This window comes from Streptomyces sp. NPDC054849, from assembly GCF_053610945.1.
This window is the reverse complement of sequence record NZ_JBSGZI010000037.1, coordinates 1-21,577: the sequence shown is the minus strand read 5'-3', so window position 1 is coordinate 21,577 and position 21,577 is coordinate 1. Positions and strand designations below refer to the sequence as shown.

Here is a 21,577-nt window from a genome sequence, read left to right as displayed (position 1 = left end):
ATGACTGCCGCACAGCCCGCCAAGCCGGTCGACGCCGGCTTCCGGATGCCCGCCGAGTGGACGCCCCACGAGCGCACCTGGATGGCCTGGCCCAGCCCCAACCCGACCTTCACCACCGCGCAGGAGCTCGCCGAGGCCCGCGAGGCCTGGGGCGCCGTCGCCCGCGCGGTGCGCGCGTACGAGCCGGTGACCCTCGTGGTCTCGCCCGGCGACGCAGACAGCGCCCGCGGACACGTCGGCGACGACGTGCAGATCGTCGAGCAGGAGCTCGACGACGCCTGGATGCGCGACATCGGCCCGACCTTCGTCACCAACGACGCCGGCGAACTCGCGGCCGTCGACTGGACCTTCAACGGCTGGGGCGCCCAGGAGTGGGCCCGCTGGGACCATGACGCGAAGATCGCCAGGCACGTCTCGGACGTGGCCGGCACCCGCACGTACAGCACCGAACTCGTCAACGAGGGCGGCGCCATCCACGTCGACGGCGAGGGCACCGTGCTCCTCACCGACACCGTGCAGCTGGGCGAGGGCCGCAACCCCGGCTGGACCCGCCGGCAGGTCGAGGCCGAGATCCACGCCCACCTCGGCACCACCAAGGCGATCTGGCTGCCGTACGGCCTGGCCGGCGACTACGGCACCTACGGCACCCAGGGCCACGTCGACATCGTCGCCGCCTTCGCCCGCCCCGGCGTCGTCATGGTCCACGCCCAGCCCGACCCGGCCCACCCGGACCACGAGCGCTGCAAGACCATCGCGGCCCTCCTGCGCGCGTCCACGGACGCCCGGGGCCGGCGGCTGGAGGTCGTGGAGATCCCGGCGCCGACCGTGCTGGAGGAGGACGGGGAGTGGGTGGACTACTCCTACATCAACCACTACCTCTGCAACGGCGGCGTGGTGCTGTGCTCCTTCGACGACCCGCGCGACGAGGAGGCCGCCGAGATCTTCCGCGGACTGTTCCCCGAGCGGACCGTGACACTCGTCGACGCACGTACGATTTTCGCCGGGGGTGGCGGTATCCACTGCATCACCCAGCAGCAGCCGAAGGTCTGATCCGCAGACGGCCGGCAGCCGACCGACAAGGAGTGGGGCCATGGTGGCGGGTGGAGTGCCGGTACGCGCGGCGCGGAAGAACGCGCCCCCGCGCGAGGACGTACTCGTCGCCGCCATGGCCACGATCGCCGAGCGCGGTCTGGAAGGCCTGACCATGGCCGGGCTGGGCCGCGAGGTCGGCATGAGCAGCGGCCACCTCCTCTACTACTTCCGCAGCAAGGACGAGCTCCTGCTGCAGACCCTTGAGTGGAGCGAGGCGGAACTGGGCGGAGAGCGCCGTGCCCTGCTGTCCCGCCGCGGCCCGGTGATCGAGCGCCTCCAGGCGTACGTCGACCTGTACGTGCCCACGCGGGCCCGTGACCCGCACTGGACGCTGTGGCTGGAGGTCTGGAACCGCTCCCAGAACGCCGGCCCCCAGGAGCGCGACCGGCAGGCGGCCATCGAGGGCGCCTGGCACCGCGACCTGGTGGCGCTGATCGCCGAGGGCATCTCGCGCGGGGAGTTCCGTCCGGTCGACGCCGAACGCGTGGCGACGCGCACCCGGGCCCTGCTCGACGGATTCAGCATCCAGCTGGCCGTCGGCCTGCCGACGATGGACCGCGAGGCCATCCTCGACCACGTCCGGGAGTTCCTCGCGGAAACCCTCACGGTCGGCCCTGCCGGCGCGTGAGTCGCGGGGACCGGAGGCCGAGCCCCCGCAACGGCGCCGCGGTCGCCCACCCGGGGGTGCCGGGACCCCGCCCCGGAGCCCGCGCACGCCGCGAAGACGTCCGGCGGGCGCCTGCCCGCATGCTGAGATCCCTGTCCATCCGCGGCGAGCGGTGTGGCACACTGCCAGCGTGCCTGCTCAGCTCATGATTATCGCCAGCAGCGCGCCGGTCCCCAGTGGCCGCTGAACCGTGGAAGAACTTCGCGGAAGCGGCCACCGTGCCTCAGACCCGCGCGCAGACCTCTCGCTACCCGCGAGAGGTTTTTTCGTTTCCCGGACCATCCAGCCGGGACCGGACCGCGCGCGATGATGGGGGCAGTGGATCCCGGGTATCCGGAACCACTCACCGACAGGAGTCAGACAGCATGACGACGACACCAGAGGCGGCAGCCGCGGTCCTCGACGACGGCTTCCACGTCTTCGACACCACCCTGCGCGACGGCGCCCAGCGTGAGGGCATCAACCTCACGGTCGCCGACAAGCTGACGATCGCCCGGCACCTGGACGACTTCGGAGTGGGCTTCATCGAGGGCGGCTGGCCCGGCGCCAACCCCCGTGACACCGAGTTCTTCGCCCGCGCCCGCGCGGAGATCGACTTCAAGAACGCCCAGCTGGTCGCCTTCGGCGCCACCCGGCGCGCAGGCGGCTCGGCGGCCGAGGACCCGCAGGTGCGGGCCCTGCTGGAGTCCGGCGCCCCCGTGATCACACTCGTCGCCAAGTCCCACGACCGCCACGTCGAGCTCGCCCTGCGCACCACCCTGGACGAGAACCTGGAGATGGTCCGCGACACCGTCTCCCACCTGGTTGGCCAGGGCCGCCGCGTCTTCGTCGACTGCGAGCACTTCTTCGACGGCTACCGGGCCAACGCCGAGTACGCGAAGTCGGTCGTCCGCACCGCCCACGAGGCGGGCGCCGACGTCGTCATCCTCTGCGACACCAACGGCGGCATGCTGCCCGCCCAGATCACGGCGACCGTCGCGACCGTCCTCGCCGACACGGGCGCCCGCCTGGGCATCCACGCCCAGGACGACACCGGCTGCGCCGTCGCCAACACGCTCGCCGCCGTGGACGCGGGCGCCACCCACGTCCAGTGCACGGCGAACGGCTACGGCGAGCGCGTCGGCAACGCCAACCTCTTCCCCGTCGTCGCCGCCCTGGAGATCAAGTACGGGCGCAAGGTGCTCCCCGACGGGGCGCTCGCCGAGATGACCCGGATCTCGCACGCGATCGCCGAGGTCGTCAACCTCACCCCTTCCACACACCAGCCGTACGTCGGCGTCTCCGCCTTCGCGCACAAGGCGGGCCTGCACGCCTCCGCCATCAAGGTCGACCCGGACCTCTACCAGCACATCGACCCCGAGCGGGTCGGCAACACCATGCGGATGCTGGTCTCCGACATGGCCGGCCGGGCCTCCATCGAGCTCAAGGGCAGGGAGCTCGGCGTCGAGCTGGGCGGCGACCGCGCGCTGATCTCCCGGGTCGTCGAACGGGTCAAGGAGCGGGAGCTTCAGGGCTACACGTACGAGGCGGCCGACGCCTCCTTCGAGCTGCTGCTGCGCGCCGAGGCCGAGGGCCGGGCCCGCAAGTACTTCCGCATCGAGTCCTGGCGGGCGATCGTCGAGGACCGCCCGGACGGCACCCACGCCAACGAGGCCACGGTCAAGCTGTGGGCCAAGGGCGAGCGCATCGTCGCGACGGCCGAGGGCAACGGCCCGGTCAACGCACTGGACCGGGCGCTGCGGGTGGCGCTGGAGCGGTTCTACCCCCAGCTGGCCAAGTTCGAGCTGGTCGACTACAAGGTCCGCATCCTCGAAGGCACGCACGGCACGGAGTCCACGACCCGCGTGCTGGTCGCCACGACGGACGGTGTCCGCGAGTGGTCCACGGTCGGCGTCGCCCCGAACGTGATCGCGGCGTCCTGGCAGGCCCTGGAGGACGCGTACACGTACGGCCTGCTGCACGCGGGCGTGGAACCGGCCGAGTAGCCCCGACCAGGACCTGACGCACCCGCAGCGGCCGGGGCGCTCCCGGCCACTGCGGGGCGATATGGGCCTTATCTGTCATTCACACAGGAAAGCCCCAGTTCAGGTAGCGTCGTGCATATGAGGACCAGGCTGATATCCATACGCATGGGATCGCTGATGTCCGGTCTGCTGCTGGCCCTGTCGGCGACCGCCCTCGTGGGCGCCCCGCAGGCGTCGGCCGCCACCGGAGTCGCTGCCGTGGCGGAGGCCCTCAAGGAGGGCCCGGTCTACGTCGACCCCCGAGCCGAGGCACAGCTGCCCCCGGCCGAGGCGGACGCGCTCGCACAGAAGATCAAGGACGCCGGAAAGCCGGTGTTCGTCGCCGTGCTGCCGGCCACCGCCGAATTCCCCGAGGACAAGGTGCTCGGCGCCGTCCGCACCGAGACCGGCATCACCGGTCTCTACGCGATCCGGCTCGGCGACGGCTTCGACGCGGGCGCCGACCGGGCGGTCATGCCGGCCAACGCCGTGCGCAACCTCTCCGAGGCCGTCAAGACCGGCGGGCCCGTGGACGCGACCACCCAGCTCAACAACTTCGTCGACCAGGCCCTGGCGCAGGCGAAGGGCGGCGCCCCCGCCTCCTGGGGCAGCACCGGCGGGGACGAAGGCGTCCCGGTCGCCGGGCTGATCGGGCTGGGCGCGGTGGCCGTGATCGGCGGCGGCGGTGCGTACGCGCTGGTCCGCCGCAACCGGATGAAGAAGGAAGAGATCCGGCGCGAGGCCGTCGAGCGGCTCGGCGTGGTCGTCGACGAGGACATCACGGCCTTCGGCGAGGAGCTGGAGCGACTCGACTTCCACCCGGGCGAGCCCGGCGCCGACGACGCCATGCGCAAGGACTACGAGCAGGGGCTCGACTCGTACGACAAGGCCAAGCAGATGATGGCCTCGGTCCAGTACCCCGAAGAGGTCAAGGGCGTGACCCAGACCCTGGAGGACGGCCGGTACGCCCTGGCCCGTCTGGACGCGCGCCGGCAGGGGAGGCCGCTGCCCGAGCGCCGCTCGCCCTGCTTCTTCGACCCGCGCCACGGGCCGAGCACCGAGGACGCGTCCTGGGCTCCGGCCGGCGGGACGGCCCGTACCGTGCCCGTCTGCACGGCGGATGCCGTACGGCTGCGTGACGGCCTGGACCCGGCGGTCCGCACGGTCGAGACCGACCACGGTCCGCGGCCGTACTACGACGCCGGCCCGGCGTACGGTCCCTGGGCCGGCGGATACTTCGGCGGTGGCATCCTGCCCGGCCTGCTCATGGGAACGATGCTCGGTTCGATGATGTCGAGCCCCGCCTACGCCTCGGACTTCGGCGGCGACATGGGCGGCGGCTTCGAGGGCGGGGAGGTCTCCGGCGCCGACTTCAACCCGTCCGACTTCGGCGGCGGCGGATTCGACGGGGGCGGCGGCTTCGACGGCGGGGGAGGCTTCTAGCCTCCCCCGGGGCCCGCGCGCCGCGGGGATCCCCGCCCGGGGTGGGCGGATCTGCGGATCTGCTGCGAATCTGCGGCTCCGCAGATCAGGCCTGCTTGATGGCCGAGATGTCGAAGGTCAGCTTCACCTTGTCGCTGACCATCACGCCGCCGGCCTCCAGCGCGGCGTTCCAGGTCAGGCCCCAGTCGGAGCGCAGGATCTCGGCGGAGCCCTCGAAGCCGACGCGCTCGTTGCCGTAGACGTCCGTGGCCGAACCGGTGAACTCCAGGTCGATGGAGAGCGGCCGCGTGACGTCCTTGATCGTCAAATCGCCGGTGATGCGGTACACGTCGCCGCCGAGCTGATGCGCGGCGGTGGACCGGAAGGTCATCAGTGGGAAGGCGTCGGCGTCGAAGAAGTCGCCGCTGCGCAGGTGGGCGTCGCGGTCGCCGATGCCGGTGCTGATGGAGGGGATCTTGACGTCGATGGCGGCCGTGGAGCGGGCCGGGTCGGCGCCGTCCAGGTGCAGGGTGCCCTCGTGCTCCGCGAAGGAGCCGCGGACGTTGGTGACCATGGCGTGGCGGACGGTGAAGCCGATGCTGCTGTGGGCGGCGTCGATGACGTAGTCGCCGGTGAGGGCGGCCAGAGCCGGGTCCACGTCCAGCGTGGCGACGGCGCCGGCGGAGAGGGCGCCTTCCTGGGCTTCGGCGGTACGGCTGCGGCGGGTGAACATACCCATGACGTGCTCCTCGGTGGTGTCCTGCTCGGTGGATCAGGTTCTGTTGAATCTTCAACGACTTCAACGAGAATGACGCTAGACCCATTCCGTTCAAATTTCAACATCTAGGCGGTGTGTCAGGCCGTTTTGTGAAAGTCCTACAAAGGACAATGGGCCCGTCTGGGGGAGTCCTCGTATCCTCCGGCCGTTCTGTGCGGGCCGGACAGCGGAAGACTCCGGAGACTGTGAGGAATGAACGGAGGTTTTTCGCCGCGATCTTCGTAAGGTCGGTACATGACCGTTGTGGACCAGATCCCGAGCGAGCCGACGGACGCCCGCGGGCGCGTGGCCGAGTTGCACTCCCTGCGTGAGCAGGCGCGGCGCGGCCCCAGTGACCGGGCGACCGAGACCCAGCACGCCAAGGGCAAGCTGACCGCCCGTGAGCGCATCGCGCTGCTGCTCGACGAGGGTTCCTTCAAGGAGGTCGAGCAGCTGCGCCGCCACCGGGCGACCGGGTTCGGCCTGGAGGCGAAGAAGCCGTACACCGACGGTGTCATCACCGGCTGGGGCACGGTCGAGGGGCGCACGGTCTTCGTGTACGCACACGATTTCCGGATCTTCGGCGGTGCGCTGGGCGAGGCCCACGCGACCAAGATCCACAAGATCATGGACATGGCCATCGCGGCCGGTGCCCCGCTGGTCTCCCTGAACGACGGCGCCGGAGCCCGTATCCAGGAGGGCGTCTCCGCCCTCGCCGGCTACGGCGGCATCTTCCAGCGCAACACCAAGGCGTCGGGCGTCATCCCGCAGATCTCGGTCATGCTGGGCCCGTGTGCCGGCGGCGCCGCGTACTCCCCGGCGCTGACCGACTTCGTGTTCATGGTCCGCGACACCTCGCAGATGTTCATCACCGGCCCGGACGTGGTCCGCGCCGTGACCGGCGAGGAGATCACCCAGAACGGGCTCGGCGGCGCGGACGTGCACGCCGAGACCTCGGGCGTCGCGCACTTCGCGTACGACGACGAGGAGACCTGCATCTCCGAGGTCCGCTACCTCATCTCGATGCTGCCCTCGAACAACCGTGAGAACCCGCCGGTCCACGAGACGAGCGACCCCGCGGACCGCCGCAGCGAGGTCCTCCTCGACCTGGTGCCCGCCGACGGCAACCGCCCGTACGACATGCTCAAGGTCATCGAGGAACTCGTCGACGACGGTGATGTCCTGGAGATCCACGAGCGCTGGGCCCGCAACATCATCTGCGCCCTGGGCCGGATGAACGGCCAGGTCGTCGGCATCGTCGCCAACCAGCCCGGCCACCTCGCCGGCGTCCTGGACATCCACGCCTCCGAGAAGGCGGCGCGCTTCGTCCAGCTCTGCGACGCCTTCAACATCCCGATCATCACGCTGCTGGACGTCCCCGGCTTCCTGCCGGGCGTCGACCAGGAGCACGGCGGCATCATCCGCCACGGCGCCAAGCTGCTCTACGCGTACTGCAACGCCACCGTCCCGCGGATCTCCCTGATCCTGCGCAAGGCCTACGGCGGCGCCTACATCGTCATGGACTCGCAGTCCATCGGCGCCGACATCACCTACGCCTGGCCCACCAACGAGATCGCCGTCATGGGCGCCGAGGGCGCGGCCAACGTCATCTTCCGCAAGCAGATCGCGGACGCCGAGGACCCCGAGGCCATGCGCGTCCGCATGGTCAAGGAGTACAAGGCCGAACTGATGCACCCGTACTACGCGGCCGAACGCGGCCTCGTCGACGACGTCATCGACCCCGCCGAGACCCGCGAGGTGCTCGTCAGCGCTCTCGCGATGCTTCGCAACAAGCACGCCGATCTGCCGTCGCGCAAGCACGGCAACCCGCCGCAGTAATCGCGAAGGAGTCCTGCCACCTCATGACCAACGCCACTGACACCCTGCTGCGCGTCGAAAAGGGCAACGCCGAGCCCGAGGAGCTGGCCGCGATCACCGCGATCCTCCTCGCCCGCGCCGCCGCCACCCCCGACGAGGTCACCATCCGTACGCCCCGCCAGGCCGGCTGGCGCCGCCTGGAGCGCACCCCGGGCTTCCGCGCCCCGCACAGCTGGCAGGGCTGAGTTCCAGAGCCCCCGAAGGCCCCCGCACCCGTCCAGGGTCGCGGGGGCCTTCTGCGTACGGGTGCTGGATGCCGGGTGCGCCTACGGCGAAGGCCCCCGCGTCATGTGACACGGGGGCCTGTCGGATACAGCGAACCGCTCCTACCGCAGGCGCGCCATGAGGGCGTGCTCGACGAGCGTGATGAGCGCGCTCTTGGCGTCCGCGCGGTGGCGGGCGTCGGTCGTGATGATCGGGGCGTCCGGGCCGATCTGCAGGGCCTCGCGGACTTCCTCCGGCGTGTACGCCTGGTTCCCGTCGAAGCCGTTGAGGGCCACGACGAAGGGGAGGCCGCTGTTCTCGAAGTAGTCGACGGCGGGGAAGCAGTCGGCGAGGCGGCGCGTGTCGACGAGCACGACGGCGCCGATGGCGCCGCGGACCAGGTCGTCCCACATGAACCAGAAGCGGTCCTGGCCCGGTGTACCGAAGAGGTACAGGATCAGGTCCTGGTCCAGGGTGATACGGCCGAAGTCCATGGCGACCGTGGTGGTCGTCTTGTCACCGGTGTGGGTGAGGTCGTCGATCCCGGCCGAGGCGCTGGTCATGACGGCTTCGGTGCGCAGCGGGTTGATCTCGGAGACCGCGCCGACGAACGTGGTCTTGCCCACGCCGAAGCCGCCCGCCACCACGATCTTCGCGGAGGTGGTGGAGCGAGCGGGAGCCGCTCCGCCGTTAGAGCTTGCGAAGTCCACTGAGCACCCTTTCGAGCAGTGTCACATCTGGCTGGCCGCCGGCAGACTCGTCGCCGCCGGGCTGGTGAATGGCGACAAGGCCCGCCTCCGCCAGGTCGGCGACGAGGATGCGGGCGACACCAAGAGGAATGGAGAGAAGTGCCGAGATCTCCGCGACGGATTTGATCTCCTGGCACAGGCGGCAGATGCGCTGGTGCTCGGGCAACTGCCCTTGCAGGCGCGAGGGATCCGCCGTGGTACTGACCAGCGCCTCGATGGCGAGCTGGTAGCGCGGCCGCGTACGGCCGCCGGTCATCGCGTACGGACGCACCAGCGGGTTGTGGGCCTTCGGAGCCGGCTGCCGTGCGGCGCGCGGAGGCGGCTGCGGAGGCATCTGGGGCTGTCCGTACGGCTGCTGCTGCTGGTAGGGGTACTGCTCCGGCACCGGCTGGCTGGGCGCGGAGGGGAAGTTGAAGCGGTTCTGGTCGTGCCCACCCTGCGGCTGCTGCGCGCCGCCATAAGGATGTCCTCCGGGTGTTGTCACGTGTCCTCCTCCGACTCCAAGTACGCAGTACTCCCTGTGGAACCGCGCCACCGCACCCTATGGTGCGATGGCGCGAAACGCACTGCCTGTCTGCTAGTTGAGAAGACTTCCCTGCAGCTCGGCGCGCAGGTCCGGAGTGAGGACACTGCCCGCGCGATCCACCAAAAGAGCCATCTCGTAGCCCACGAGGCCGATGTCGCACTCGGGGTGCGCGAGCACCGCGAGGGACGATCCATCCGATACGGACATGAGGAAAAGGAATCCCCGGTCCATCTCGACCACGGTCTGGTTGACGGCGCCACCCTCGAAGATGCGGGAGGCCCCGGCGGTCAGCGAGGTCAGTCCGGAGGCCACGGCCGCCAGCTGATCGGCGCGGTCCCGCGGAAACCCGTCGGACATCGCCAGAAGAAGGCCGTCGGCGGAGACCACCACCGTGTGGGACACCCCAGGGGTGTTGTCCACGAAGTTGGTGATCAACCAGTTCAGGTTCTGTGCCGCCTGGCTCATCGGGCTCACACTAACGCTCCTGGTCATAGCTGTTACTTGACTGCTCAGAACCCGCGCTGCGTCCCTGCTGGACACCGCGCCGCAGGTTGCTCAACCTGCCGCGGACGTCCTCCGGAGCGCGGGAGACCTGGGGGCCGCCCTGCGGGGTCGTCTCCGCTGCGCCCTCGACCAGGTTGGCCTTGGGCACGCGCCGAGGGAGACCGGACGGGGTGACCCCGCCCGCCTTCGGCTCACGGAGCTTGCCGGCCTGCTGCCAGCGTTCGTCGTTGCGCGAACGCCAGGCCGCGGTGCCTTCAGTTTCCTCCGGGGCCCGCTCCTGAGCGGCGGGCTGCTGACGCGGCGACCGCTGCTCGAAGAGGGATCCGGTGGACTCCGCTTCCTGCTGTCCCGGCTGCCGCTGCTGCGGGCTGCCGCGGCGCGGCAGGCCCGCTCCGGTCATCGCGTGACCGGTGTCGGCTGCGGCACCCGGACGGTCGAAGCCTACGCGCTCCGGGGCCGCTTCGGGGACGGCCCGGGATTCCGATTCGGTCCCGTAATCCTGCTGGTAGGCAGCCGGATACGTGTTCTGCTGGGGCCACTCGGCCTGCTCCGACCGGGCTCCGTAGCCGCCGTCGTAGCTCTGAGTGGCCTGCTGCTGGTCCGGGTAGCCGTCTTCCGTATAGCCGTAGTCCTGCTGCGGGTACGCCTCGTAGCCCTGCTGCGCCTGCGGTGCCTCGTACGAGGTGTCGAAGGCCTGCCCGGACTGCTGCTCGTAGCCCTGGTACTCCTGGTACCCGTGCTCCGGCTGAGGTTCCGGATACTCCTGGGCGGACGGGTCGGCGTACTGCTGCTGTTCCTGCGGGTAACCCACCTGGGCGGCCAGCGCGGCCCGGCGCCCCTGCTGTCCCAGGGACCGGCCGACCGGGTCGGCCGGGAGGCCGTCGGCGCCCTGCTGGTCGTACCGCGAGTCGTCGAAGCCGAGCTCGGCGGCGGTGCGCAGCGGGGCGGCCTGCTGGGCCTTCTGCTCCGGGATGATCTGGGAAACCGTGAAGTCGTCGTCCGGGATGCCCTCGCCACCGCCACCGTGGGTGATGGCGTCGGGAAGCATGACCAGCGAGGTGGTGCCCGCCGCCTCGCCCGAGGGGCGCAGCTGGACGCGGATGCTGTGGCGGTCCGCCAGTCGGCCGACCACGAACAGACCCATGCGCTGCGAGATCGCGGCGTCCACGGTCGGCGGGTTGGCCAGCTTGTGGTTGATGTCCGCGAAGTCCTCGGCGGTGAGGCCGATGCCCTTGTCGTGGATCTCGACCATCACGCGGCCGTCGGGCAGACGCGTGGCGTTGACTCGGACCTTGGTCTGCGGGGAGGAGAACGTGGTGGCGTTCTCCAGAAGCTCGGCGAGCAGGTGCACGAGGTCGGTCACGGCCTGGCCGTGGATCTCGGCGTCGGAGACGCCGGAGAGCTCGATGCGCTCGTACTGCTCCACCTCGGAGGAGGCGGCGCGCAGCACGTCGACGAGGGGCACCGGCTGGTCCCAGCGGCGGCCCGGCTCCTCACCCGCGAGGATGAGCAGGTTCTCGCCGTTGCGGCGCATACGGGTGGCCAGGTGGTCCAGGCGGAAGAGGTTCTCCAGCTGGTCCGGGTCGGCCTCGTTGTTCTCCAGGTCGGTGATGAGGGTCAGCTGGCCCTCGATCAGCGACTGGTTGCGCATGGAGAGGTTCGTGAAGATCGCGTTGACGTTCCCTCGCAGGAGCGCCTGCTCGGCGGCGAGCCGTACGGCTTCCCGGTGGACCTGGTCGAAGGCGCGGGCGACCTCGCCGATCTCGTCCTGGGAGTCGATCGGGATCGGGTGGACGCGGGTGTCGACCTTGCCCGGATCCGTGCGCGAGAGCTGGTCGACGAGCATCGGCAGGCGCTGCTCGGCGATGTCGAAGGCGGCGCTGCGCAGGCGGGCCATCGCGCGGCCCATCTGGCGGGCCATCATGCCGGCCAGGATGAAGGCGGCGAGCAGGGCCACGACCACGATGCCGCCGTTGACGATGGCGTCGGTGCGGGCGTCGTCGGAGACCGCGACGGCGTCGTCGACGGCCTTGGTGAGGAGTTCCTTCTCGATCTCGTCGTAGCCGTCGAACTTGGCGGTGGCGGCTGCCTGCCAGAACACGGGGTTCGTGCCGTTCTCGGCGAGCTTCTTCTTGCTCTCACCGCTGGCTATCGCCTCGGTCATGCCGACCAGCGGATTGCCGGTGGGCGAGGTGGGCGGCGGCACGAACTTGGTGCCGGCCTGCTCGGCCTGGTGCTTGACCTCGGCGAGCTTGGCCTTGCCCTCCTCGGACTTCTTGGCCATGACCTCCTTGAGGCGGTTCACGTCGCCTTCGGTGCCCGCCGCGACGTACTCGCCGATGGCGATTTCCTCGAGGTAGGCGTAGGAGGAGAAGGCGACGAGCTGGGCCTTGCGGGTGTTCTCGTCCGTGCTCGGGCGGACCAGCAGGTGGGTGCCGACGGAGCGCTGCAGCGAGTTGGCCGCCTTGGCCAGCTGGATCGCGTAGACCATGCGGCCGTACGAGGTCACGTTGCCGGTGCCGAGACCGAGCTCGTTGGCGAACTGCATGAGGTAGTGCTGGACCACCACATAGCCCTCTTCGGTCGGGATGGGACCCAACGCGGAGGGGGGGTTCTTCTTCGGGGTCTCGATGACGGCCTGATAGGCCTTCTCGCGGACATCCTTCAGCTTGGGCTCATCCGTGCGGAAGAGTTCCAGACGCCGCTCGAGTCCCTGGTTCTTCGGCAGGTCCTGGACGACCGTGTCGAACTTCTCCTTGGCCGCGGTGGTGACCGCGTAGGCCTCGGTGACCTTGGGGTCCTTCGTCTGGCCGTTCAGGAGCGGCTCGGCCGTCAGGTCACGCTCGTTGAGCAGTGCCTGGCCGTACTCCGAGGCTGCCTGGACGACCCGGGCTATCTGCTCGGCGTCCTTGGCCTCGTTCCAGGTGTCGATGGAGCCCTTCACCTGGAAGCCGCCCATGACCAGACCCACGAGGGCGGGCACGAGCAGGATGGCGTTCAGACGGGTCGGCACGCGCCAGTTGCGGGGCGAGAACCTGCTGGTGCTCCCGCTGCTCGCGGGCGGGTCCACGGGCACGTCGACGTGCGACGCGGCCGCTCGCGGCGGCGGGGTGAAGTTGCCGCGCGCGGGTTCATCCGCGGGGCTTGCGATGCTTCGCCTCACTCGACCAACAACCTCTCGGCGGTGCTACTAGCTAGTTCGTTGAATTCCAGCACGGTTAACGGCCGTGTTCCAAACAGTTGGAACCGGCCATTCCCAGAGCCTTATGCCCCACCTAAATCGGACATAAAGAGCGTCCTACGGCAAAAGCGGGGGGAGTTGTCAGCGCAGTGGTACCAAACGAACGCACCCCGTTGCCAACTGGCCTCAATTCTCTGTCGAAACGTTATGAACGAGAAGGGCGGGCCGTGTCGTAGGACACAGCCCGCCCCTCCCGCGCGCGACCGGAACCGTGTTACTTCAGCCGTGCCATGAGGGCGTGCTCGACGAGCGTGATGAGCGCGCTCTTGGCGTCCGCGCGGTGGCGGGCGTCGGTGGTGATGATGGGGGCGCCGGGGCCGATCTGCAGGGCCTCGCGGACTTCCTCCGGGGTGTACGGCTGGTATCCCTCGAAGCCGTTGAGGGCCACGACGAAGGGGAGGCCGCTGTTCTCGAAGTAGTCGACGGCGGGGAAGCAGTCGGCGAGGCGGCGCGTGTCGACGAGCACGATCGCACCGATGGCGCCGCGGACCAGGTCGTCCCACATGAACCAGAAGCGGTCCTGGCCCGGTGTACCGAAGAGGTACAGGATCAGGTCCTGGTCCAGGGTGATGCGGCCGAAGTCCATGGCCACGGTGGTGGTCGTCTTGTCACCGGTGTGGGTGAGGTCGTCGATCCCGGCCGAGGCGCTGGTCATGACGGCCTCGGTGCGCAGCGGGTTGATCTCCGACACGGCTCCGACGAACGTGGTCTTGCCCACGCCGAAGCCGCCCGCCACCACGATCTTCGCGGAGGTGGTGGAGCGAGCGGGAGCCGCTCCGCTAGATGTTCCGAAGGCCACTGAGCACCCTTTCGAGCAGCGTTACATCCGGCGTGCCGCCGGCCTCTCCATTACCCGGCTGGTGGATGGCCACCATTCCGGCCTCCGCCAGGTCGGCGACGAGGATCCGGGCGACACCGAGCGGCATCGACAGCAGTGCGGAGACCTCGGCGACCGACTTGACCTCGCGGCACAGGGTGCAGATGCGCTGGTGCTCGGGGAGCAGGCCGGACAGGTGCATCGGATCGGCGGTGGTGCTGACCAGTGCCTCTATGGCGAGCTGGTAGCGGGGCCGGGTCCGGCCGCCGGTCATCGCGTACGGACGCACCAGCGGCTGGTCGCCTTCCGAGTACGAGTCTCCGTACGCATCGGGATAGGCGGGGGGCGGGGTCATTGATCCTCCGGGCTGGACAGCAGTGGTCAGCGTGCCGTCTGACGGGGCGGCCGGTGGGGGGAACGGTATGACGGCCTGGCGGGGGTACTGGATTCCGGGGCGGGGCCCCGGTCTCCCGGCCGGTAGTACCGTCCGGCCGGGAGAGGGGAAGTCAGCCGAGCAGGCTTCCCTGCAGTTCGGCGCGCAGGTCCGGCGTGAGGACACTGCCCGCGCGATCCACCAGAAGAGCCATCTCGTAGCCCACGAGGCCGATGTCGCACTCGGGGTGCGCCAGGACGGCCAGCGAGGATCCGTCCGAGACGGACATGAGGAAGAGGAACCCCCGGTCCATCTCGACCACGGTCTGGTTGACGGCGCCGCCCTCGAAGATGCGGGAGGCTCCGGCGGTCAGCGAGGTCAGTCCGGAGGCCACGGCCGCCAGCTGGTCGGCGCGGTCGCGGGGGAATCCTTCGGACATCGCCAGAAGGAGTCCGTCGGCGGAGACCACCACCGTGTGGGACACCCCGGGGGTGTTGTCCACGAAGTTGGTGATCAACCAGTTCAGGTTCTGTGCCGCCTGGCTCATCGAACTCAACTATCGCTCCTGCTGGTATGTGGGGTCGATGTGGTAACTGCCGGTCGCCGGGCCACTGTTGCCGGCCTGACGGCCCTGCTGGATACCGCGTCGGAGGTTGGTCAGACGGCCGCGGACGTCGTCCGGTGCCCGCGAGACCTGCGGACCGGCCTGCGTCTCGGACTGCTGCTGCGCGGTGCCGGCCACGAGGTTCGCCCGCGGGACCCGGCGGGGAAGCCCCGAGGTCGTGATCCCGCCGGCGGCGGGCTGACGCACGCGCTCGGCCTGCCGCATCAGTTCGTCGTTGGGCGAGGACTTCCAGCTGACGGTCGGCATGCTGCCGGTCGCCGCCGACTCGGCCGCGTGCTCCTGGCCGCGCTGCGGCAGCTGCTGCTGCGGAGCGGGGGCCGGAGCCGACTGCCGGCCCTGCTGGGACGTCGCCGTGGCCGGTCCCTGCGCGGGGGGCTGCTGCCCCTCCTCGCGGAACCAGTTCGACTCCAGCGTGTCGAAGATCGGGCTGCGGCCGTCACCGGAGCTCTGGGCCGGGGGCAGGGCCTCCGGCCGGTGGGCCTGCGGCAGTCGCGGAGCCTCGGGGCGCGACGGCGGTACGGGTGCGTACTCGCCGCCGGGCTGCGGAGCCTGCGGCTGCATGTGCTGCTGCGGGGCCTGGGGCTGCCGGGCGAAACCGCCGACACCGGGGCCGCCGGGCCGCTGGGGCTGACCACCGGACTGGTAGGAGCCCGGGCGCTCGAACTGTCCCGTGGTGGACGGGTTCATGGGGCCCCGCACATCCGGACGCTCGAACTGTCCGGTCGTGCTGTTGCCGCCGTCCGCCTGGGGCATCGGGGCGTTGAAGTCCGGGCGGGCGAACTCGGCCGTGGAGCCGGGGCCGGAGAGCTCGTCGTGACCGCGGGCCTGGTCGGCACCCCAGCTGGCGGACTGCGGTCCCGGAAGCTCCGGACGGGCGGCGCCACCGCGCGGCGGCAGCTGCGGCCGGGGGCCGTTCGAAGCGGGCGCCGCGGGAGCGGCCGGCTGCTGGTGAGCCTGCTGAGGCTGCTGGGGCCGCTCGAAGCCGCTGCCCTGCTGGTATCCGGACGGACCGCCCGCCGGGCGGGCCGACGGGCCGCCGGCGGGTCCGCCACCGGCGACCGGACCGCGGGCCGGCAGCGGCGCCCCGGAGCCGAAGGCACCCTGGCCCTGCCCTGCGGTGGTCTGACCCTGCTGCGGACGGGCGCCGGGAGCACCGGGACCGCCCTGCTGCGGAGGCCGCCCGCCCTGCGGGCCCTGCGGACGCTGCTGGCCGGCGCCGCCGTCGCGGCCCGGCAGGGCGGCACGCTGGCCTCCCGCGGAGACCTGACCACGCTGCGGGGGCGCGCCCACGGGCGGGCGTGCGGGTGCACCGGGCACGGCACCCTGCGGACCCTGGGGGCCGCCGGGGCCGCCCTGACCACCCTGGCCGGGCATCGGAGGCTTCTTGCCGCCCTGGGCGACGTCCACCGGAAGCATGACGAGGGCCGTCGTACCGCCCGAGTCGGAGGGGCGCAGCTGGATGCGGATGCCGTGTCGCAGGGACAGGCGGCCGACCACGAACAGGCCCATGCGGCGGGAGACGGAGACGTCCACGGTCGGCGGCGACGCGAGTCGCTCGTTGATCGCGGCGAGGTCCTCGGGGGAGAGGCCGATACCGGTGTCGTGGATCTCCACGAGCACGCGGCCGTCCGGCAGCGCGTGACCGGTGACCTTGACCTTGGTCTGCGGGGAGGAGAACGAGGTGGCGTTCTCCAGCAGCTCGGCGAGCACGTGCACGAGGTCGTTGACGACGCGGCCGGCGACGTCGGTGCCCGGCACCGAGGACAGCTCGACGCGCTCGTACTGCTCCACCTCGGACGCGGCGGCGCGGAGCACGTCGACGAGCGGGACGGGGCGGGTCCACCGGCGGCCCGGCTCCTCGCCCGCGAGGACGAGGAGGTTTTCGCCGTTACGACGCATACGGGTCGCGAGGTGGTCGAGCTTGAAGAGCGAGGACAGCTGGTCCGGGTCGGCCTCGCGCGACTCCAGTTCGGAGATGAGCGAGAGCTGACGCTGGATGAGGCCCTGCGAGCGGCGCGAGAGGTTGGTGAACATCGCGTTGACGTTGCCTCGCAGGAGGGCCTGCTCGGCGGCGAGGCGGACGGCCTCGCGGTGCACGTCGTCGAACGCCGCGGCCACCTGGCCGATCTCGTCGCGGGTGTGCACACCGACCGACTCCACGGACGTGTCCACGTCCTGCGGGTCGGACTCGGACAGCTGCTTGACGAGCTCGGGCAGCCGGTCCTGGGCGACGCGCGTCGCGGTGTCCTGCAGGCGGCGCAGCGAGCGGATCATCGAGCGCGCCATGACGAAGGCGCCGACGAGGGAGACGCCGAGGACGAGGAGGATCAGGGCACCGTTGATGATGGCGTCCTGCTGGGCCTCGTTCTTCAGCTCACGGGCCTTCTGCTCCATCTCCTCGAGCAGGGTCAGCTCGATGACCTTCATGGCCTGGAGCTTGGTGCCGTCGGCGTCGTACCAGTCGAGCCAGGACCGGTTCTTCTCGCGGAGGAACGCGTCCGGGCTGGCCAGGACGCGGCGCGCGTAGTGGTCGGCGCTGGAGATCTCGGAGTTGCTGTCGCCCAGACCCGCGAGGAGCTCCTCGGTGCGGCCCTGGTAGACGAGGCCGAAGGTGGTCTTCGACTGCTGCTCGCCCTTCTGGGCGGAGAGGGCGTAGAGGCGGTCGTTCTCCTTGAGCTCGCCCTGCCGCTCCGGCGTTTCGGGCAGCGAGGCGGCGATGATCGCGCGCTGGATGGAGGCGTACTCCTTGGCGGCCGAGAACGCCGCCAGGGCGCGCGTGCGCTTGATCATCTCCGGGTTGGAGGTGGCCTGCGCCATGTCCTGGGAGAGTGAGAGCAGCGAGACGATCATCGCGTTGTACTCGCTGACGGTCTGCTGGGCGCCGTTCGCGTACGCCTTGCTGCGGACCGTCTCGATGCTGGTGAGCTGGCGTCCGATCTGCAGGACGTTGTTGCGGATCGACTTGAGGGTGTCGTCCTTCTCGCCCGTGCTGTCGACCTTGTCGGTCGCGGCGGCGAAGGCCTTGGCAGCGGTGTCGGTCGCCTGACGGGCACTGTCGACACTGCTGGTGCTCTTGCCCTTGGAGAGCGAGAGCGGACCCGCCGACAGGTCACGCTCCTCCTGGAGCATGGCGGCCAGGTTGGTGGCCTGCCGGGTCATCGTCGTCAGCAGCTGCATGTGCTCCAGCTGCGCGATGTCGTTGAGCGAGTCGTTGATGCGGAAGCCACCGAGCGTGGTGGCGGCGACGACCGGCAGGGTCAGCAGCGACACCAGTCGCGTGCTGATGCGCCAGTTCTGCATGGCGAGACGGGAACCGGGCCCACTGGGGGCCTTCGGTATCGCCACGTCCTGCTCAGTCGACCCGGCTTTGGCCTTGGCCCTCGCCTTGACGGACTTCCCACGGCCCTTCGCCTTCACCGCGGCGGAGGAGGTGTCGGGGCCTGCGCCCTCGACAGCCGGCCCGCGGTTCTGGGCGTGCTGGGGCGAGGAGCCACGGTCGGTCCCGCCGCGCGGCTCCTGCTCCGCCGCAGCGCTGCCATCCCTCTTGAATCGTCCCTGCACTAGCGTCGCAACCTCTGGACCAGGCGTCCCGCCGGGCGACCGGTGGGACGGTGTCGAGTCGTGGGGCACGTGCGGCCCCATGGTGGTCGTCGGTGACCGGCGCGTCTCCCTCTCTTTGCCACCGCGCTCGGCGCTGAGTCGCGCCACCTGCGCGCCGGCTGTTTCCCGCGGCGGTCCCGCGAATTCCAGCACAGTGGGGGATCTCCAACAAGGTGCGAGTCGCGGCCCGGAGAGTCGATTACGCCTCGTGATGGCAGCGCTACGCCATGTGTGACTGAATTCGGTAGAAACCGGACTTACGCCGTCTAAACAATGCCAGTGTCAAGGTGTCCCAGTCGAGATGATCAGGAGCGGAATGGCGCATTCAGTGCCGCAATGTCCGTTTCGGGGGGTGAAGTTGGCTGTCCGTTATGCCGCTGATGTCTGGTCACTGGTGAGCAAACTCACATAGCCGTGGCCATTACTTCCTGGTTCCGCGGGGGATTCAGATGTTTAGCCTTGCCCCTTAAAGGGTTGGCGCCAGGGTTGGTGCATGCAACAGCCGACACTCACAGATCGAACCGAGGACCCCGAACTCCGATGAAGACGACGACGATGTTCCGCAACATAGCCAACCCCCGCCGCACGACCCTCGCGCACCTCAAGGACGCCGAGGACCTGCAGGCGGCCCCGGCCACCCCGGAGCACGCCGTCGACCTGCCGACGCAGACCGCCAACCCGCGGCGCACGGTCCTGATGAACGTGCCGGTCGCCGTCGCCGCGGAGTGACCGGCGCGCACGGAACGTGAAGCGGCGCTGCCCGCCGCGTTAGCCTGGGGACGCAGACTCCAGCCAGCGGACATAAAGAGGGGCAGACGCAACACGTGCGCATCGCCAGGTTCTCGATCGACGGCAACGTCGCGTTCGGCGCGGTCGAGGGCAGCACCGCCCCCGGCGACGAAGCGACGCTCGTGCTCGACATCATCAAGGGCATCCCGTTCGCGGACTTCGAGCTCTCGGGTACGAAGGTCCCGCTCAGCAAGGTCCGGCTGCTGCCGCCCGTGCTCCCGAACAAGGTCGTGGCCATCGGCCGCAACTACGCGGAGCACGCGGCGGAGCTCGGCAATGAGGTCCCGGACGCCCCCATCACCTTCTTCAAGCCCTCCACCTCGGTGGTCGGCCCGGGCGACCCGATCACGTATCCCTCCTTCTCCCAGGACCTCCACCACGAGGCGGAGCTCGCCGTGGTCATCGGCCGCATGTGCCGCGAGGTCCCCCGGGAGCGCGTCAAGGACGTCATCCTCGGCTACACCTGCGCCAACGACGTCACCGCGCGCGACGTCCAGCAGCGGGAGAAGCAGTGGGCCCGGGCCAAGGGCTTCGACAGCTCCTGCCCGCTCGGCCCGTGGATCGAGACCGAGCTGGACCCGAGCGACCTGACCATCCAGTGCACGGTCAACGGCCGGCAGCGCCAGCTCGGACGCACCAGCGACATGGTCCGCTCCATCGAGGACCTGATCGTCCACATCACCGAGGCCATGACGCTGCTCCCGGGCGACGTCATCCTCACGGGGACCCCGGCCGGAGTCGGCCCCCTCAACGTCGGCGACGAGGTCGCCGTCACCATCGAAGGCATCGGCACTCTCACCAACAAGGTGATCAAGCGTGGCTAACGCGAACGTCCGCGTACGTTTCTGTCCCTCCCCGACCGGCAACCCCCACGTGGGCCTGGTCCGGACCGCCCTCTTCAACTGGGCGTTCGCCCGCCACCACGGCGGTACGTTCGTCTTCCGCATCGAGGACACCGACGCGGCCCGCGACTCCGAGGAGTCGTACGGCCAGCTGCTCGACTCGCTGCGCTGGCTCGGCTTCACCTGGGACGAGGGCCCCGAGATCGGCGGTCCGCACGCCCCGTACCGCCAGTCCGAGCGCATGGACATCTACGCGGACGTCGCCCAGCGTCTGCGCGACGGCGGCTACGCGTACGACTGCTACTGCACGACCGAGGAGCTGGACGCCCGCCGCGCCGCCGCCCGCGCCGCCGGCAAGCCCTCCGGCTACGACGGCCACTGCCGCGACCTGACCGCGGTGCAGCTGGAGGCCTACCAGGGCGAGCACCGCCCCTCGATCGTCCGCTTCCGGATGCCCGACGAGCCGATCACCTTCACCGACCTGGTGCGCGGCGAGCTGACCTTCACCCCGGAGAACGTGCCGGACTTCGGCATCCTGCGGGCGAACGGTGCGCCGCTCTACACCCTCGTCAACCCGGTCGACGACGCGCTGATGCAGATCACGCACGTGCTGCGCGGCGAGGACCTGCTGTCCTCCACCCCCCGCCAGATCGCCCTCTACAAGGCGCTGGTGGAGCTCGGCATCGCCACCGGCGTCCCGCAGTTCGGCCACCTGCCGTACGTGATGGGCGAGGGCAACAAGAAGCTCTCCAAGCGCGACCCCGAGTCCTCGCTCAACCTGTACCGCGAGCGCGGCTTCCTGCCCGAGGGCCTGCTGAACTACCTGTCGCTCCTCGGCTGGTCCTTCTCCAAGGACCAGGACGTCTTCTCGATCGAGGAGATGGTGTCGAAGTTCGACATCGACGGCGTGAACGCCAACCCGGCCCGCTTCGACCTGAAGAAGGCCGAGGCGATCAACGCCGACCACATCCGCCTGCTGGACCCGAAGGCCTTCGCGGACGCCTGCGGCCCCTGGCTTCAGGCCCCGCACGCCAACTGGGCGCCCGAGGACTTCGACGCCGAGGCCTGGGCGCGGATCGCCCCGTACGCCCAGACCCGTGTGACCGTCCTGTCGGACATCACGGCCAACGTCGACTTCCTCTTCCGGAAGGAGCCGGTCGAGGACCAGGCCTCGTGGGACAAGGCGATGAAGGGCGAGCCGGCCGCGCTACTCACCACGGCGCGCGAGAACCTCCTCACCGCCGACTGGTCGGACCCCGAGTCCCTCAAGCAGGCCGTCCTGACCGCCGGCGAGGCCCACGGCCTCAAGCTCGGCAAGGCCCAGGCCCCGGTCCGCGTGGCCGTCACCGGCCGCACGGTGGGCCTGCCGCTCTTCGAGTCCCTGGAGATCCTGGGCAAGGAGCGGTCCCTGGCCCGCATCGACGCGGCCCTCGCCAAGCTCGGCGCGTAACCCTCCCGTACATCCCGCACGTCCCCGCAGGGGGCGGC

General features: G+C 70.2%; 18 protein-coding genes. 9 read left to right on the top strand and 9 right to left on the bottom strand.

From position 1 onward, the window contains the following. From ACWGIF_RS18305 to ACWGIF_RS18290, 4 genes are all read left to right on the top strand, one after another. Complete coding sequence (locus tag ACWGIF_RS18305; protein WP_453498302.1) at positions 1 to 1,050, top strand: agmatine deiminase family protein; 1,050 nt, start codon at positions 1 to 3, stop codon at positions 1,048 to 1,050. A 40-nt stretch (positions 1,051 to 1,090) separates the two neighbouring features. Next, positions 1,091 to 1,720 (top strand): TetR/AcrR family transcriptional regulator, encoded by a 630-nt coding sequence (locus ACWGIF_RS18300; protein WP_453498299.1) that lies wholly within the window; start codon positions 1,091 to 1,093, stop codon positions 1,718 to 1,720. A 404-nt stretch (positions 1,721 to 2,124) separates the two neighbouring features. Continuing rightward, a complete protein-coding gene (gene cimA, locus ACWGIF_RS18295) occupies positions 2,125 to 3,744 on the top strand; it encodes a citramalate synthase (protein ID WP_453498296.1) in 1,620 nt (539 codons plus the stop codon). Positions 3,745 to 3,861: 117 nt separating this feature from the next. After that, complete coding sequence (locus tag ACWGIF_RS18290; RefSeq protein ID WP_453498293.1) at positions 3,862 to 5,205, top strand: hypothetical protein; 1,344 nt, start codon at positions 3,862 to 3,864, stop codon at positions 5,203 to 5,205. A gap of 85 nt (positions 5,206 to 5,290) precedes the next feature. Here the strand turns inward: ACWGIF_RS18290 and ACWGIF_RS18285 are convergent, their stop codons facing one another. Beyond that, entirely contained in the window at positions 5,291 to 5,923 is a 633-nt protein-coding gene (locus ACWGIF_RS18285; protein WP_453498290.1) for a YceI family protein, read from the bottom strand. A gap of 273 nt (positions 5,924 to 6,196) precedes the next feature. On the opposite strand from ACWGIF_RS18285, the gene ACWGIF_RS18280 reads away from it, so the two are divergent. Both ACWGIF_RS18280 and ACWGIF_RS18275 read left to right on the top strand, forming a co-directional pair. After that, positions 6,197 to 7,780 carry an acyl-CoA carboxylase subunit beta gene (locus ACWGIF_RS18280; protein WP_453498287.1) on the top strand — a complete coding sequence of 528 codons (1,584 nt, stop codon included), beginning with the start codon at positions 6,197 to 6,199 and terminating at the stop codon, positions 7,778 to 7,780. A gap of 23 nt (positions 7,781 to 7,803) precedes the next feature. Next, complete coding sequence (locus ACWGIF_RS18275) at positions 7,804 to 8,004, top strand: acyl-CoA carboxylase subunit epsilon (protein ID WP_453498284.1); 201 nt, start codon at positions 7,804 to 7,806, stop codon at positions 8,002 to 8,004. 141 nt (positions 8,005 to 8,145) lie between these two features. Here ACWGIF_RS18275 and ACWGIF_RS18270 read toward each other — a convergent pair whose 3' ends face one another. From ACWGIF_RS18270 to ACWGIF_RS18235, 8 genes are all read right to left on the bottom strand, one after another. Then, entirely contained in the window at positions 8,146 to 8,733 is a 588-nt protein-coding gene (locus tag ACWGIF_RS18270) for a GTP-binding protein (protein WP_215149809.1), read from the bottom strand. Then, positions 8,714 to 9,256, bottom strand: coding sequence for a DUF742 domain-containing protein (locus tag ACWGIF_RS18265; RefSeq protein WP_453498281.1), 543 nt, complete (start codon positions 9,254 to 9,256; stop codon positions 8,714 to 8,716). The genes ACWGIF_RS18270 and ACWGIF_RS18265 overlap by 20 nt, the downstream gene beginning before the upstream one ends. A 93-nt stretch (positions 9,257 to 9,349) precedes the next feature. Beyond that, positions 9,350 to 9,763, bottom strand: a complete 414-nt coding sequence (locus ACWGIF_RS18260) for a roadblock/LC7 domain-containing protein (RefSeq protein WP_030037347.1) — start codon at positions 9,761 to 9,763, stop codon at positions 9,350 to 9,352. A gap of 10 nt (positions 9,764 to 9,773) precedes the next feature. Beyond that, positions 9,774 to 12,965 (bottom strand): nitrate- and nitrite sensing domain-containing protein, encoded by a 3,192-nt coding sequence (locus ACWGIF_RS18255; protein WP_453498278.1) that lies wholly within the window; start codon positions 12,963 to 12,965, stop codon positions 9,774 to 9,776. A 292-nt stretch (positions 12,966 to 13,257) separates the two neighbouring features. After that, positions 13,258 to 13,842: a GTP-binding protein gene (locus tag ACWGIF_RS18250; protein WP_453498275.1), complete on the bottom strand. Its 585-nt coding sequence runs from the start codon at positions 13,840 to 13,842 to the stop codon at positions 13,258 to 13,260. Continuing rightward, positions 13,823 to 14,215, bottom strand: coding sequence for a DUF742 domain-containing protein (locus ACWGIF_RS18245; RefSeq protein WP_030037344.1), 393 nt, complete (start codon positions 14,213 to 14,215; stop codon positions 13,823 to 13,825). The genes ACWGIF_RS18250 and ACWGIF_RS18245 overlap by 20 nt, the downstream gene beginning before the upstream one ends. Positions 14,216 to 14,366: 151 nt before the next feature. Beyond that, positions 14,367 to 14,780 (bottom strand): roadblock/LC7 domain-containing protein, encoded by a 414-nt coding sequence (locus ACWGIF_RS18240; RefSeq protein ID WP_030708442.1) that lies wholly within the window; start codon positions 14,778 to 14,780, stop codon positions 14,367 to 14,369. A 9-nt stretch (positions 14,781 to 14,789) separates the two neighbouring features. Then, positions 14,790 to 18,419 carry a nitrate- and nitrite sensing domain-containing protein gene (locus ACWGIF_RS18235; RefSeq protein ID WP_453498272.1) on the bottom strand — a complete coding sequence of 1,210 codons (3,630 nt, stop codon included), beginning with the start codon at positions 18,417 to 18,419 and terminating at the stop codon, positions 14,790 to 14,792. Positions 18,420 to 18,998: 579 nt separating this feature from the next. Here ACWGIF_RS18235 and ACWGIF_RS18230 point away from each other — a divergent pair. The 3 genes from ACWGIF_RS18230 (at position 18,999) to gltX (ending at position 21,539) form a co-directional block, all read left to right on the top strand. Next, on the top strand, positions 18,999 to 19,187 hold the full coding sequence (locus ACWGIF_RS18230; RefSeq protein WP_453498269.1) for a hypothetical protein: 189 nt from the start codon (positions 18,999 to 19,001) through the stop codon (positions 19,185 to 19,187). Positions 19,188 to 19,282: 95 nt separating this feature from the next. Further along, positions 19,283 to 20,071, top strand: coding sequence for a fumarylacetoacetate hydrolase family protein (locus tag ACWGIF_RS18225; RefSeq protein ID WP_453498266.1), 789 nt, complete (start codon positions 19,283 to 19,285; stop codon positions 20,069 to 20,071). Continuing rightward, the gene (gltX, locus tag ACWGIF_RS18220; protein WP_453498263.1) at positions 20,064 to 21,539 is read left to right on the top strand and encodes a glutamate--tRNA ligase; all 1,476 of its coding nucleotides are present in this window, start codon (positions 20,064 to 20,066) and stop codon (positions 21,537 to 21,539) included. The genes ACWGIF_RS18225 and gltX overlap by 8 nt, the downstream gene beginning before the upstream one ends. The last annotated feature ends 38 nt before the right edge of the window (positions 21,540 to 21,577 follow it).

Bases quoted from the DNA above. Each gene is read 5' to 3' on its own strand.
- ACWGIF_RS18305 (WP_453498302.1), top strand. From the start codon at position 1: ATGACTGCCGCACAGCCCGCCAAGCCGGTCGACGCCGGCTTCCGGATG.
- ACWGIF_RS18300 (WP_453498299.1), top strand. From the start codon at position 1,091: ATGGTGGCGGGTGGAGTGCCGGTACGCGCGGCGCGGAAGAACGCGCCC.
- cimA (WP_453498296.1), top strand. From the start codon at position 2,125: ATGACGACGACACCAGAGGCGGCAGCCGCGGTCCTCGACGACGGCTTC.
- ACWGIF_RS18290 (WP_453498293.1), top strand. From the start codon at position 3,862: ATGAGGACCAGGCTGATATCCATACGCATGGGATCGCTGATGTCCGGT.
- ACWGIF_RS18285 (WP_453498290.1), bottom strand. From the start codon at position 5,923: ATGGGTATGTTCACCCGCCGCAGCCGTACCGCCGAAGCCCAGGAAGGC.
- ACWGIF_RS18280 (WP_453498287.1), top strand. From the start codon at position 6,197: ATGACCGTTGTGGACCAGATCCCGAGCGAGCCGACGGACGCCCGCGGG.
- ACWGIF_RS18275 (WP_453498284.1), top strand. From the start codon at position 7,804: ATGACCAACGCCACTGACACCCTGCTGCGCGTCGAAAAGGGCAACGCC.
- ACWGIF_RS18260 (WP_030037347.1), bottom strand. From the start codon at position 9,763: ATGAGCCAGGCGGCACAGAACCTGAACTGGTTGATCACCAACTTCGTG.
- ACWGIF_RS18245 (WP_030037344.1), bottom strand. From the start codon at position 14,215: ATGACCCCGCCCCCCGCCTATCCCGATGCGTACGGAGACTCGTACTCG.
- ACWGIF_RS18240 (WP_030708442.1), bottom strand. From the start codon at position 14,780: ATGAGCCAGGCGGCACAGAACCTGAACTGGTTGATCACCAACTTCGTG.
- ACWGIF_RS18230 (WP_453498269.1), top strand. From the start codon at position 18,999: ATGAAGACGACGACGATGTTCCGCAACATAGCCAACCCCCGCCGCACG.